The sequence below is a fragment of the Acidithiobacillus albertensis genome, from assembly GCF_001931655.1.
GTDB lineage: Bacteria > Pseudomonadota > Gammaproteobacteria > Acidithiobacillales > Acidithiobacillaceae > Acidithiobacillus > Acidithiobacillus thiooxidans.
On the sequence record NZ_MOAD01000001.1, the window covers coordinates 500,496 to 513,577 of the forward strand.

The window sequence follows — 13,082 nt, forward strand, 5'->3', positions numbered from 1 at the left end:
GCTTATTGGCAGGCTTCACAGGTGGGATCATCAATGGCACAGGCCTTGGGCTGGTGGCCGGACACGGCATTGAGAGTGCCTGTTTGTACAGTAGATTTTTCCGCTGCTGTGGCTCCCAGCGAACGCAGGTAATAGGTGGTTTTGAGCCCGCGTTTCCAGGCCAGACGGTAGGTCTCATCAATTTTCTTGCCGGACGGCTGGCCAAAATACAGATTCAGACTCTGCGCCTGATCCAGCCATTTCTGACGACGGGCAGCGGCTTCGACCAGCCATTCCGGATCGGTTTCGAAGGCATTGGCATAAAGCGGCTTGAGGGCGGCAGGAATGCGGTCCACAGGCAAGACTGATCCGTCGAAGTATTTGAGGTCATTGACCATGACTTCGTCCCAGAGTCCCTGACGTTTGAGGTCATGCACCAGATAGCTGTTTACCACCGTAAATTCGCCGGACAGGTTGGATTTGACGTAAAGGTTTTGATAAATGGGCTCAATCCCCTGGCTGACGCCAACAATGTTGGAAATGGTCGCCGTGGGGGCGATAGCCAGACAATTGCTGTTACGGATGCCTTTGCGAACCTTGTCCCGCAGCCCGTTCCAGTCGAGGCGCATGCTGCGGTCTACGTCAACGCCGTGTTCGCGGCTGGCGGCCAGCAGTTCGATGCTGTCGATGGGCAATACCCCCTGACTCCAGAGTGAACCCTGGAAGCTCGGATAACTGCCTCGCTCCTGCGCCAGATCGGCAGAAGCCTCAATGGCGTAGTAGGAAATCACTTCCTGACTGATGTCGGCAAAGGCGACGGCCGCTGGCGAAGCATAGGGTATCCGCATTTCCAGCAGGGCATCCGAAAAGCCCATCAGACCCAGACCCACAGGACGATGGCGCATATTGCTGTTGCGCGCTTTGGCCACGGCGTAGTAGTTCATGTCGATGACATTGTCGAGCATGCGCATGGCGGTGCGGATGGTCCGGCCGAGCTTGTCGGTGTCCAGCAGTTCCAGCAGATCTTCGGGCGTGCTGTCGGTGCGCAGGGCGGATTGATCGGTGCTTGAGGTATTTTTCAGGTGCGCAATCAGGTTCACGGAGCCCAGATTACAAACGGCAATTTCCTTGTCGTTGGTGTTGAGGGTGATTTCCGTGCAGAGATTGGAACTATGTACGACACCCACGTGCTGCTGCGGGCTGCGCAGATTGCAGGGATCCTTGAAAGTAATCCAGGGGTGGCCGGTTTCAAACAGCATGGTCAGCATTTTGCGCCACAGCTGCAGAGCCGGAACTTTTTTGTACAGTTCGATTTCACCCGCATCGGCCATACGCTCGTAATGTTCGTAGCGTTCCCGGAAAGACGAGCCGGTCAGATCATGCAGATCTGCCGTTTCATTCGGGCTGAACAGCGTCCAGGCAGTACCACTTTCCACCCGCTCCATAAACAGGTCAGGAATCCAGTTGGCAGTGTTCATGTCATGAGTGCGGCGGCGGTCATCGCCGGTGTTTTTGCGCAGTTCCAGAAATTCCTCGATGTCCATGTGCCAGGTTTCGAGGTAGGCGCAGACTGCACCCTTGCGCTTGCCGCCCTGGTTGACGGCAACAGCGGTGTCATTGACCACCTTGAGGAAGGGCACGACTCCCTGGGATTTACCATTGGTGCCCTTGATGAAAGAACCCAGCGCCCGTACGGGGGTCCAGTCGTTCCCCAGGCCGCCGCTGAATTTGGAGAGCAGGGCGTTTTCCTTGATGGCCTCGTAAATATCGTCCAGATCGTCGCCCACGGTGGTCAGGAAGCAGCTCGACAATTGCGGCCGCAAGGTTCCTGAGTTGAAAAGAGTGGGGGTCGAACTGACAAAGTCGAAGCTGGACAGCACTTCATAAAAGGCGATGGCCTGTTCTTCACGGTCCACTTCATTGACAGCCAGACCCATGGCCACCCGCATCCAGAAAGACTGAGGCAGTTCAATGTGGCGTTCGCGGACATGCAGGAAGTAACGATCATAAAGAATCTGCAGGCCCAGATACTGGAAATTGAGATCGCGCTCGGGTTTGATGGCCGCCGTAATACGGTCCAGATCATATTGACCAAGGCGCGGATCAATCAGTTCGTGGGCAATGCCGGTCTGCAGGTAATCCCGGAAGTATTCGGGATAGCGGGCGGCCATTTCGGTCTGGGTGGCGGCTTCTCCCAACACTTCCCAGCGTACCCGGTCCAGCAACAGGCGGGCAGAAACATAAGCATAGGCGGGGTCGCGCTCGATCATGACCCGGCTGGCCAAAATGGGAGCCTGAAACAGTTCATCTTCACTGATGCCATCGTACAGATTTTTGCTGGTGTTGCTCATCAGGGTATCAACGGAAACAGCCTCGCCAAGGCCACTGCAGGCTTCCTCAATGACGGCTCGCAAACGCTTCAGGTCAAGAGTCCGCTGCGTACCATCCGGATATTTCACCTGAATTTGCGGTATGTCCGCCTGCGGGGCTGAAATGCTCTGTTGACGGCGTTCGCGGGCGCGCTCTTCGCGGTAAAGCACGTAGGCACGTGCGACCTCGTGTTCGCCCGCCCGCATCAAGGCCAGCTCCACCTGATCCTGAATGTCTTCTATATGAAAGGTGCCACCACCCGGCTGGCGTCTTTGCAGCGCCTCAATGACCTGCCCGGTCAGACGCGTGACGAGGTCGCGCACCCGGGCGCTGGCGGCACCGCTGCCACCTTCCACGGCCAGAAAGGCTTTGGTCATGGCAATATGAATTTTGCTGGCGTCAAAGGTAACCATCGCATTGTTGCGACGGATGACCTTGTAATGACTGGCTTCTGATGGATCGTATGCAGGATTGCTGACAACAGTTTGAGCGGCGGGATTGGGCATGTTGAGACTCCGAAGCTGGGCGTAAAGGGCCTGGAAAAAGCGGTTATGTCACGCAATGGGCACCCGGAAAACAAATTGCCTGCCAGACACCTCACACACCAAATATAGTCTTGCTGGTGCTGTTGTCAACTACATATTGTGGATGAAAGGGTGGATAAATGGCTTGCAAGTTGTGGATAAGGTAGCCAGTGCAATCATTTTGCGAAGGTTTTGTGGGAATTACCGATCATGTCTAAAGAAATTAAAATTTGGACTTGTTCTAATTGGTCTCTTGGGCGCATACTGACGGCATAGACTCTCAAGGAAGGATGATATGACTGCTTCAACCCTCGATATAGCGCGTGCCACCTTGTTTACTCCCGGCGGTATCAGTGAAGGGGAGCTGGAAAAAGTGTTTGGCCGACTGTCTCATCGGGCGCTGGACGATGCCGACCTGTACTTTCAGTACAGTCGCAGCGAAGGCTTCAGTCTCGAAGAAGGGGTTGTGAAAAACGGGAGTCATTCCATTGAACAGGGGGTAGGGGTGCGCGCCATTCAGGGTGAGCGGCAGGGCTTGGCCTACTCCGATGAAATTGGCGTCGAGGCGCTGCTGACGGCGGCCGATGCCGCGCGCGCCATTGTCCATCAGCCGGGTGAAAATCGGGGCCTGGTCTGGCAGCGGCGCAATGGGCTGTCCTTGTATCAGCCAACCGATCCATTGGCCTCTATTCCCAACGAAGAAAAAATCGCCCTGCTGGAGCGGGTGGAGCAGGTGGCGCGGTCGGTAGACCCCCGCATTGTTCAGGTAATGGCCAGTCTGAGTGCCAAATTTGAGGCGGTGCTGGTGGCACGGCTGGATGGCACCATGGCGGCAGACGTCCGTCCTTTGGTGCGTCTCCATGTTTCGGCCATTGCCGAGCAGGGCGGACGGCGCGAGCAGGGGAGCGCCGGTGGTGGTGGTCGTTATGATTACCAGACCTTCCTGAAGGGCCAGATGGCCGATGATTTTGCCCGCGAAGCCGCGCGTCAGGCACTGATTAATCTGGAAGCTGAAGCGGCCCCGGCAGGGAGTATGGATGTGGTGCTGGGGCCGGGCTGGCCGGGCATTTTACTGCATGAAGCCATCGGCCATGGCCTGGAAGGTGATTTCAATCGTAAGGGTACCAGTGCATTTAGTGGTCGGGTCGGTGAGCGGGTTGCGGCTCCTGGGGTGACCGTGGTGGACGACGGTACCCTCGAAAATCGCCGGGGCAGCCTGAATGTCGATGACGAAGGCACGGAAACCCAGTGTACCACCCTCATCGAAGACGGAATCCTCAAGGGCTATTTGCAGGACACACTCAACGCCCGCCTGACCGGCACCCGTTCTACCGGCAATGGTCGGCGCGAGTCCTATGCGCACCTTCCCATGCCCCGGATGACCAATACCTACATGCGTGCGGGGGATCGGGATCCTCAGGAAATTATTGCCAGTGTCCGGCGTGGTCTTTATGCGGTGAATTTTGGCGGAGGGCAGGTGGATATTACCAACGGTAAGTTCGTGTTTTCTGCTTCTGAAGCCTATCTCATTGAAAATGGTAAAATAACCCGGCCGATAAAAGGGGCGACGCTGATTGGTAATGGTCCGGATGTGCTGACCAGGGTTGAAATGATCGGTAATGACCTCCAATTAGATACGGGTGTGGGTACTTGTGGCAAAGATGGTCAGAGTGTGCCGGTGGGCGTCGGTCAGCCTACTCTCAAAATACGCGATCTGACGGTGGGAGGAACACAGGGTTGAAAAAAATCTTATTGTCAGTGGCTTTTCAGAGGGCTAACATCAAAGCATCTGTCAGCCTTGAATCTGGATCAAATTCTCCCTTGCGGGGGGTAACTTATGAATAATGTCTTAAAAAACGTTTTGTTATGGGTGGCCATAGGCGTCATCCTGATGCTGGTGTTTCAGAACCTCAATACGAGTAGTTCGACACCCGCTCAGGCTATGGACTTTTCGACGTTTGTGAATAGCATCAAGCAAGGGCAAGTAGCCGATGTAAATATTGATGCCAATCATGTAACGGGTAGTCTCAGTTCCGGGCAAAAGTTCAGCGTTTACACGCCGACCAATGATACCCAGCTGGTGCCCCAGTTGCTTGCCGCAGGCGTGAAAATCAATGTGAAACCCCCGGCAGGACAATCCATTTTGCTGTCTATCCTGATTTCCTGGTTCCCCATGTTGCTGCTGATTGGCGTCTGGATTTTCTTCATGCGCCAGATGGGTGGCGGTGGCGCGGGTGGTCGTGGTGCCATGACTTTCGGGCGCAGCAAGGCCCGGATGCTGACTGAAGAAAACAACAAGGTCACCTTCGCTGATGTGGCGGGCGTTGAAGAGGCCAAGGAAGAGCTGGCGGAAATTGTCGACTTCCTGCGCGATCCCCAAAAATTCCAGCGTCTCGGTGGTCGTATTCCCAAGGGCGTGCTGTTGATGGGTTCACCGGGTGCCGGTAAAACCTTGTTGGCACGCGCCATTGCCGGTGAAGCCCGGGTACCGTTCTTCTCCATTTCCGGCTCTGATTTTGTGGAAATGTTCGTGGGCGTCGGCGCCTCGCGGGTTCGCGACATGTTCGAGCAGGCGAAAAAACATGCACCCTGCATCATTTTCATTGACGAAATTGATGCAGTTGGACGCCAGCGTGGCGCGGGTCTTGGTGGTGGTAATGATGAGCGCGAACAGACCCTCAACCAGTTGCTGGTAGAGATGGATGGTTTTGAAGGTACGGAAGGGATTATTGTGGTGGCTGCCACTAACCGTCCGGATGTGCTGGATCCTGCCCTGTTGCGTCCTGGTCGTTTTGATCGTCAGGTCACTGTGCCCCTGCCCGATATTCGTGGTCGTGAACAGATTCTGCAGGTTCACATGCGCAAGGTGCCTATTACGCCCGACGTGGATCCCAAAGTCATTGCCCGGGGTACCCCTGGTTTTTCCGGGGCGGACCTGGCCAATCTGGTCAACGAAGCAGCCTTGATGGCAGCGCGCAAGAGCAAACGTCTGGTCGACATGCATGACTTTGAAAACGCCAAAGACAAGGTCATGATGGGTGCCGAACGCAAATCGGTAGTGATGAGTGACAAGCAGCGGGAAACTACGGCATATCATGAATCGGGTCATGCGGTGGTTGCCAAGTTGTTGCCCGGCACGGACCCGGTGCATAAGGTGACCATCATTCCTCGTGGCCGTGCCTTGGGTGTCACCATGCAATTGCCCACTGAAGACCGCTTCAACTACGAGCGTGAGGAAATTCTCTGTAACATTTCCATCCTCATGGGTGGGCGTATTGCCGAAGAGGTCTTTCTGAATCAAATGACCACGGGTGCGGGTAATGATATTGAACGCGCCACGGATCTGGCCCGGAAAATGGTGACCCAGTGGGGTATGTCCAGTATTGGCCCCATGGTGATTGGTGAGAAGGAAGAAGAAGTGTTCATCGGTCGGGAAATGACTAAGCATAGTAACATTTCCGAACAGACAGCCATGACCGTGGACGGAGAAATCCGGGGCATCATTCGTGAACGTTATGATGTGGCGCGCAAGTTGATCGAAGGAAATCGTGACAAGGTCGAAGCTATGGCTAAGGCTTTGTTGAAGTACGAAACTCTGGATTCCAATCAGGTGAGTGACATCATGGCCGGGCGTGATCCACGTCCGCCGGTAGATGGCGCGGGTAGTTATCCGACCATGCCCACGGATGGTAATGCTGCCAGTTCGGATAAGACCGGTGGTCAGACCCTGCCGGGCCTCAATCCCGGAGAACATCCCGTTTGACCGTAACGCTGAATTGCAATGGGCGCCCGCTGTACTTGGGGCGCCCTTGTGTTATGGGGATTTTGAATGTCACCCCCGACTCTTTCTCCGATGGCGGAACTTATATCCGTCCGGAGTTGGCGGTTATGCGGGCACGCCAAATCTGGGAGAGTGGCGGCGACATTATTGATATTGGTGCGGAATCAACCCGTCCAGGTGCCCCCGCTGTTTCCGAGTCCGAAGAAATGGATCGTCTGCTGCCCGTTGTGGAAGCGGTGCTGGCAGCGGTGCCTTTGCCGGTGTCCATAGATACTTACAAAGCCAAGGTCATGCGCGAAGCCTGGTCCCTGGGGGCAGGGTTGATGAATGATGTCACGGCACTGCAAGGCGACCCGCAATCGCTGGCCATGGCTGCAGAGTTGGACATTCCGGTTTGCCTGATGCATATGCGGGGTACGCCAAGGAATATGCAGACCAACACCCGCTATGACGATGTGCTTGGCGAGGTAATCGGTTTTTTCAGGGAACGTATGGCTGCATGCGCAACCGCAGGAATCCGCCGTGAACAGTTATTGCTGGACCCCGGATTGGGTTTTGCCAAAGATCTGCAGGGAAACTGCCGGCTTTTGCGGGAGTTGGACGCAATTCAAAGTCTAGGATTGCCGATTGTGGTCGGGGCTTCCCGAAAAAGCATGATCGGCGAGTTGTCCGGTGTCGCCCTTGCCGCTCAGCGGCTGGCCGGTAGCATTGCCGCCGCACTCTGGGCTGTGGCCCATGGTGCGCAGGTGCTTCGTGTCCACGATGTGGCAGAAACGGTGCAGGCCATCAAAGTCTGGACAGGTATTCAGGAACAAGGGGCTGAAAAGCCGTTGAGGGAAGTACCATGAGCAGAAAATGGTTTGGCACCGATGGTGTCAGAGGGCGGGTCGGAGATTCTGTCATTCACCCGGAATGGGTACTGAAGTTGGGATGGGCGGCGGGACATGTGCTGACCGCCGGCGCCACAGAGCGTCCCCGGGTAGTCATTGGCAAGGACACACGGCTTTCCGGTTATTTACTGGAATCCGCACTGGAATCCGGTCTGGCCAGTGCTGGTGTGGATGTGTTGTTGGTCGGTCCACTGCCAACACCAGCCATTGCCTATTTGACGCGTACCCTGCGTGCGGACGCCGGAATTGTCATCAGCGCTTCGCATAACCCCTATCAGGACAATGGGATCAAGTTTTTCTCGGGCGATGGCTATAAATTGCCCGATGCCCAGGAAGAAGCTATTGAGGCCTGGATGGATCGGCCAATGCTGGTTTGTGATTCCGAACAGCTTGGTAAGGCGCGCCGTGTAGAGGATGCAGCAGGTCGGTATGTAGAGTTTTGCAAAACCACTTTTCCCGCCAACCTGGACTTGCGTGGCCTGCATCTGGTTGTGGATTGTGCTCACGGCGCCAATTACAAAGTGGGCCCCATGGTGTTCCGGGAGTTGGGTGCACAATTGACTTTGCTGGGTGTGGAGCCCAATGGTATCAATATCAATGCCGGAGTTGGTTCGACCTGTCCGGAAAGCCTGCAGGAGCAGGTGCGCAGCACTCAGGCTGACTTGGGTATTGCTTTTGATGGTGATGGTGATCGACTGATTTTGGTGGATGGGCAGGGCGCGCTGCTGGATGGCGACGAACTCATCTGGCTTTTGGCCCGCGACATGCAGCAGCAGGGTATTTTGTCTGGCGTGGTCGGTACGGTCATGAGTAATCTGGCCCTTGAGCAGGGCCTTGCTGATTTGGGAGTGCCCTTTGTGCGTAGCGCCGTCGGTGATCGCTATGTTCTGGAAGCCATGCAGCAGCACGCCTTCCCTCTGGGTGGCGAATCATCGGGGCATATTATTACGCCAGCCAATACCACGGGGGATGCAATTCTGGCCGCCTTGCGCGTGCTGGCCATTATGCGCAAATCCGGCAAAAGCTTGAAGGCACTTCGGGAAGGCTATCAGCCCTATCCGCAGGTGCTCATTGGCGTACGTCTGGCAGATGCACGACATTTTCTGGATCATCCCGCAGCGCAAGAACGGGTTGCGGCCGCAGAACAAGAACTGGCGGATAAAGGGCGGCTACTGGTGCGGCCATCAGGTACAGAACCATTGTTGCGGGTCATGGTCGAGGCCGTGTCAGCAGACCTGGCTGCGCGGGTCGCCGAAAAGCTTGCCAAAGAACTCAGTGATCTGGCGCCCGGATAAAATCAGAAAATGCAAAATTGACCGCTTCGAGTGGAGTCTTTACACTCGGTCGCACATTAGACGATCATGACATATAGCTGAACAAGGAAGATTTGATTTGCGTCCCACCATGGTTGCAGGAAACTGGAAGATGAATGGCCTCAGCGCCGATGCCGTGCATCTTACCCAAGCCATTCTCAGCGCCGATCTGGAGCAGATGCGTCCTGAAGTGGTGCTGTTCCCGCCGTATACCCTTTTGCATGCAGTGACTCAGGAAGCAAAGGGAACTGCTTTGCGCTGGGGGGGGCAGAACTTGTTCTGGGAAGCCAGTGGGGCGTATACCGGAGAAATTTCGGGTGCCATGCTCCGCGACATGGGTTGTCGCTATGTTTTGGTAGGACATTCGGAAAGACGGCAGATTTTTGCGGAAACGGACGAACTGGTGGCCCGTAAGGTCAAAGCGGCGCTGTCATCGGGCCTGATACCCGTAGTCTGTGTGGGTGAGAGCGAAACTGAGCGTGCCCAGGGCGCTACCGAACAGGTTCTGCAGCGTCAGGTGGAGGCGATATTGCCTTTGTTGAATCTGGAGTCCAACCAGCCTAACCTCATCATTGCCTACGAACCCATCTGGGCCATTGGCACCGGACAAAGTGCCAGTCCGGAACAGGCCCAGGCCGTACATGCTTTTATTCGTAAGCTGGTGGCAGGGCATTCCAGTCAGTTGGCCAAGCGCCTGATTCTGTTGTACGGAGGCAGCGTCAAAGGCAACAATGCAGCAGCGCTGTTTGATCAGGAAGACATCGATGGCGCTCTGGTGGGCGGAGCATCCCTGAGCGCGGGAGAATTTATCCAAATTTGTCGTGCTGCCGAATTGGCAGGACGAGGAGGTTGATTTGATGTACACCTTGTTATTGGTGTTTCAGGTGATTATTTGTGTCGTCCTGGTAGGGCTGGTTCTGATTCAGAAAGGTCAGGGGGCGGATATGGGCGCAGCATTTGGCGGCGGTGGATCGCAAACCGTATTTGGCGCCCAGGGAGCGGGAAACTTCCTCAGCCATACTACGGCAGTTATTGGTGCCATATTTTTTCTGAACAGTCTTGGTCTGGCGTATCTTTCTGATCATGCTGCAAGCAGTGCGGTTTCCGGGATTACTTTGCCAAGCAAGGCACCGGTTACCAGCACGCTACCGGAGAAACCTGCTACCGCGAAACCCACGGTCGTTCATCCTGCGGCAGCGGCTACGGGTTCTGCGGCAGCAGCCGTAAGCACATCTGCAGCAAGCAGTGTGCCGGCAGCGCCAGTTTCTACAGCAAAAACACCTGTGAAGCCTTGACGTAGCAAGCGGGTCATGAGAAAGTTTTAAGACTTCGGCCGAAGTGGTGAAATTGGTAGACACACCGTCTTGAGGGGGCGGCGGCGCAAGCTGTACCGGTTCGAATCCGGTCTTCGGCACCAAATTGCAGCCTATAGGGCTGTTTTTTTGTCTCTGGAGTATACCAGAGCATTGATTTATATATAAGAAAATTAATTTATAGCGGATTTTGAAGGTGGTATTTTCAGGTCCATATTTGGGTGGAGGAGTGTTGGGGATGTTGAACCATTATTTACCCGTGCTCATCTTTATTGTGGTGGCACTGGTGGTCGGTGTGGTCCCATTGCTGATGGGAGCCTCGCTGGGACCGCACAAACCGGATAGCGAAAAGCTCTCGCCCTATGAATGTGGCTTTGAGGCTTTTGAAGACGCACGCGTCAAATTTGATGTGCGCTATTATCTGGTGGCCATTCTGTTCATTCTCTTCGATCTGGAAATTGCCTTCCTGTTCCCCTGGGCCGTGGTCTTTGATCAGATCGGCATGATGGGTTTTCTGGCCATGATGATTTTTCTCGCCATTCTCGTGGTGGGTTTCATTTATGAGTGGAAAAAAGGAGCCTTGGAATGGGAATAGAAGGCATCCTCGAAAAAGGTTTTGTGACTACCAGCATCGATACCGTAGTCAACTGGAGTCGGACCGGCTCCTTGTGGCCCATGACATTTGGGCTGGCATGCTGTGCCGTCGAGATGATGCATGCCGGAGCAGCCCGTTATGATCTGGATCGTTTTGGTATCGTGTTTCGTCCCAGTCCGCGTCAGTCGGACGTGATGATTGTGGCAGGGACTCTGGTCAATAAAATGGCCCCGGCATTACGTAAGGTCTATGACCAGATGCCGGAACCGCGTTGGGTAGTTTCCATGGGTTCCTGTGCCAATGGTGGTGGCTATTATCACTACTCGTACAGCATAGTGCGTGGTTGTGATCGCATCGTGCCGGTGGATATTTATGTTCCCGGTTGTCCGCCCACTGCCGAGGCGCTACTTTACGGTCTGATCCAATTGCAGAAAAAAATTCGTCGAACCAATACGATAGCCAGGTAAGCCATGACTGACGCACTCGAAAATCTGCGCCAGATACTGAGCGCAAAGCTGGGAGATAATCTGCACGCTGCCCGTATTGATCGTGAAGAATTGACGGTGGAAATAACGCTGGAAGGATTCCACGCAGCTTGTCTCTGGTTGCGCGACGATCCGGCCTGCCGCTTCGACATGCTGATAGATGTATGCGGTGTCGATTACTCCGAATATGGCGACGGCACCTGGAAAGGGCCGCGTTTTGCGGTGGTGTACCATTTACTTTCCCTGCCACACCGGCAGCGCATCCGTTTGCGGATATTTGCAGATACCGAATTGCCGATTGTCCCCTCCGTAGTGGATGTCTGGGCGGCCGCTAACTGGTTTGAGCGGGAGACTTTTGATCTTTACGGGATTTTGTTTGATGGTCATCCCGACCTGCGCCGTATTCTTACCGATTATGGTTTTGTGGGTTATCCATTCCGTAAGGATTTTCCGCTGGTGGGAACCGTAGAAATGCGTTACGACGCCGATCAGGGGCGCGTCATTTACGAACCCACGCGCACCGAAGAACGGGTAGTTGTCCCGCGCATCATCCGGTCCGAGGAGGAGGGGCGCTACAATGCCAGAAATCAATAATTTTACGATGAACTTCGGGCCGCAGCATCCTTCGGCACACGGGGTATTGCGTCTGGTGCTGGAGCTGGACGGGGAAGTCATCGAGCGTGCTGATCCGCATATTGGTTTGCTCCATCGAGCTACGGAAAAGCTGGCCGAAAATAAAACCTATTTGCAGAATTTGCCCTATATGGACCGTCTCGACTACGTGTCGATGATGTGTAACGAGCATGCGTACTGCCTGGCCGTGGAAAAGCTGCTGGGTCTGGAAGTGCCAAGGCGTGCCCAGTATATTCGTACGCTTTTCGACGAAATTACCCGGGTTCTCAACCATCTGCTCTGGCTGGGTGCCTATGCGCTGGATGTGGGTGCCATGAGTGTCTTCCTGTACTGCTTTCGCGAGCGAGAAGACCTTATGGACGTGTATGAGGCGGTTTCCGGTGCGCGGATGCATGCAGCTTATTATCGGCCTGGTGGAGTGTATCGTGATCTCCCGGCGCAGATGCCCCAGTATGTGGCCTCGCCTTATCGGGATGCCAGGCGCCTGGATGAACTCAATGCCAATCGCCAGGGAACGGTGCTCGATTTCATTGAAGATTTTACCCGGCGTTTTCCCGGTTATGTCGACGAATATGAAACATTACTGACCGATAACCGCATCTGGAAACAAAGAACAGTGGGGATTGGTGTGGTAGGTTCCGAGCGGGCGGTGCAGCTGGGCTTTACCGGTCCCATGTTGCGGGCTTCCGGGGTAGCCTGGGATTTACGGCGGACCCAGCCTTACGCGGCCTATGCGGATCTGGATTTTGAGATTCCCGTCGGTAGTACCGGGGATTGTTATGACCGCTATCTGGTACGGGTGGCGGAAATGCGGCAAAGCAACCACATCATTGCCCAGTGCGTGAATTGGCTGCGGCAGAATCCGGGGCCGGTCATTACGGATGATTTCAAGGTGGCAGCACCCCCGCGTGAAGAAATGAAGGGCAGCATGGAAGCCCTCATCCATCACTTCAAACTGTTTTCGGAAGGCATGTCCGTTCCGGCAGGAGAAGTGTACACAGCCGTTGAGGCTCCCAAGGGCGAATTCGGTATCTACATGATTTCTGATGGTGCCAACAAGCCCTACCGGATGAAAATTCGTGCCCCCGGTTTTTCTCATCTGGCAGCGATGGATGAAATGGCCAAGGGACACATGATTGCAGATGTGGTGGCGATACTGTCCACCATGGATATTGTTTTCGGCGAGATTGACAGGTAGA

The 13,082-nt window shown here is 55.0% G+C and carries 11 protein-coding genes and 1 tRNA gene; 11 read left to right on the top strand and 1 reads right to left on the bottom strand.

Going from position 1 to position 13,082, the window contains the following annotated elements; genetic code table 11:
• Window positions 1-2 precede the first annotated feature (2 nt).
• A complete protein-coding gene (locus BLW97_RS02675; RefSeq protein ID WP_075322214.1) occupies window positions 3-2,855 on the bottom strand; it encodes a ribonucleoside-diphosphate reductase subunit alpha in 2,853 nt (950 codons plus the stop codon).
• 313 nt (window positions 2,856-3,168) lie between these two features.
• On the opposite strand from BLW97_RS02675, the gene tldD reads away from it, so the two are divergent.
• The 11 genes from tldD (at window position 3,169) to BLW97_RS02730 (ending at window position 13,081) form a co-directional block, all read left to right on the top strand.
• The gene (tldD, locus tag BLW97_RS02680; RefSeq protein WP_010641669.1) at window positions 3,169-4,614 is read left to right on the top strand and encodes a metalloprotease TldD; all 1,446 of its coding nucleotides are present in this window, start codon (window positions 3,169-3,171) and stop codon (window positions 4,612-4,614) included.
• 96 nt (window positions 4,615-4,710) lie between these two features.
• Window positions 4,711-6,636: an ATP-dependent zinc metalloprotease FtsH gene (ftsH, locus tag BLW97_RS02685; protein ID WP_010641671.1), complete on the top strand. Its 1,926-nt coding sequence runs from the start codon at window positions 4,711-4,713 to the stop codon at window positions 6,634-6,636.
• 53 nt (window positions 6,637-6,689) lie between these two features.
• A complete protein-coding gene (gene folP / locus BLW97_RS02690) occupies window positions 6,690-7,502 on the top strand; it encodes a dihydropteroate synthase (RefSeq protein WP_075322215.1) in 813 nt (270 codons plus the stop codon).
• Window positions 7,499-8,839, top strand: a complete 1,341-nt coding sequence (gene glmM / locus BLW97_RS02695; RefSeq protein ID WP_010641679.1) for a phosphoglucosamine mutase — start codon at window positions 7,499-7,501, stop codon at window positions 8,837-8,839. Before folP ends, glmM begins: the two co-directional genes overlap by 4 nt.
• Window positions 8,840-8,936: 97 nt before the next feature.
• Window positions 8,937-9,710 carry a triose-phosphate isomerase gene (gene tpiA / locus BLW97_RS02700; RefSeq protein WP_010641685.1) on the top strand — a complete coding sequence of 258 codons (774 nt, stop codon included), beginning with the start codon at window positions 8,937-8,939 and terminating at the stop codon, window positions 9,708-9,710.
• A 4-nt stretch (window positions 9,711-9,714) separates the two neighbouring features.
• Window positions 9,715-10,152 carry a preprotein translocase subunit SecG gene (gene secG / locus BLW97_RS02705; protein ID WP_010641686.1) on the top strand — a complete coding sequence of 146 codons (438 nt, stop codon included), beginning with the start codon at window positions 9,715-9,717 and terminating at the stop codon, window positions 10,150-10,152.
• Between the two features lie 37 nt (window positions 10,153-10,189).
• Window positions 10,190-10,274: transfer RNA gene (locus tag BLW97_RS02710), tRNA-Leu, on the top strand.
• A 134-nt stretch (window positions 10,275-10,408) separates the two neighbouring features.
• Window positions 10,409-10,765, top strand: a complete 357-nt coding sequence (locus tag BLW97_RS02715; protein ID WP_024893593.1) for an NADH-quinone oxidoreductase subunit A — start codon at window positions 10,409-10,411, stop codon at window positions 10,763-10,765.
• Window positions 10,756-11,232: a NuoB/complex I 20 kDa subunit family protein gene (locus tag BLW97_RS02720; RefSeq protein ID WP_010641695.1), complete on the top strand. Its 477-nt coding sequence runs from the start codon at window positions 10,756-10,758 to the stop codon at window positions 11,230-11,232. Before BLW97_RS02715 ends, BLW97_RS02720 begins: the two co-directional genes overlap by 10 nt.
• 3 nt (window positions 11,233-11,235) lie before the next feature.
• Window positions 11,236-11,844 (top strand): NADH-quinone oxidoreductase subunit C, encoded by a 609-nt coding sequence (locus BLW97_RS02725; protein ID WP_024893594.1) that lies wholly within the window; start codon window positions 11,236-11,238, stop codon window positions 11,842-11,844.
• On the top strand, window positions 11,828-13,081 hold the full coding sequence (locus tag BLW97_RS02730; protein WP_024893595.1) for an NADH-quinone oxidoreductase subunit D: 1,254 nt from the start codon (window positions 11,828-11,830) through the stop codon (window positions 13,079-13,081). The genes BLW97_RS02725 and BLW97_RS02730 overlap by 17 nt, the downstream gene beginning before the upstream one ends.
• Window position 13,082 lies beyond the last annotated feature (1 nt).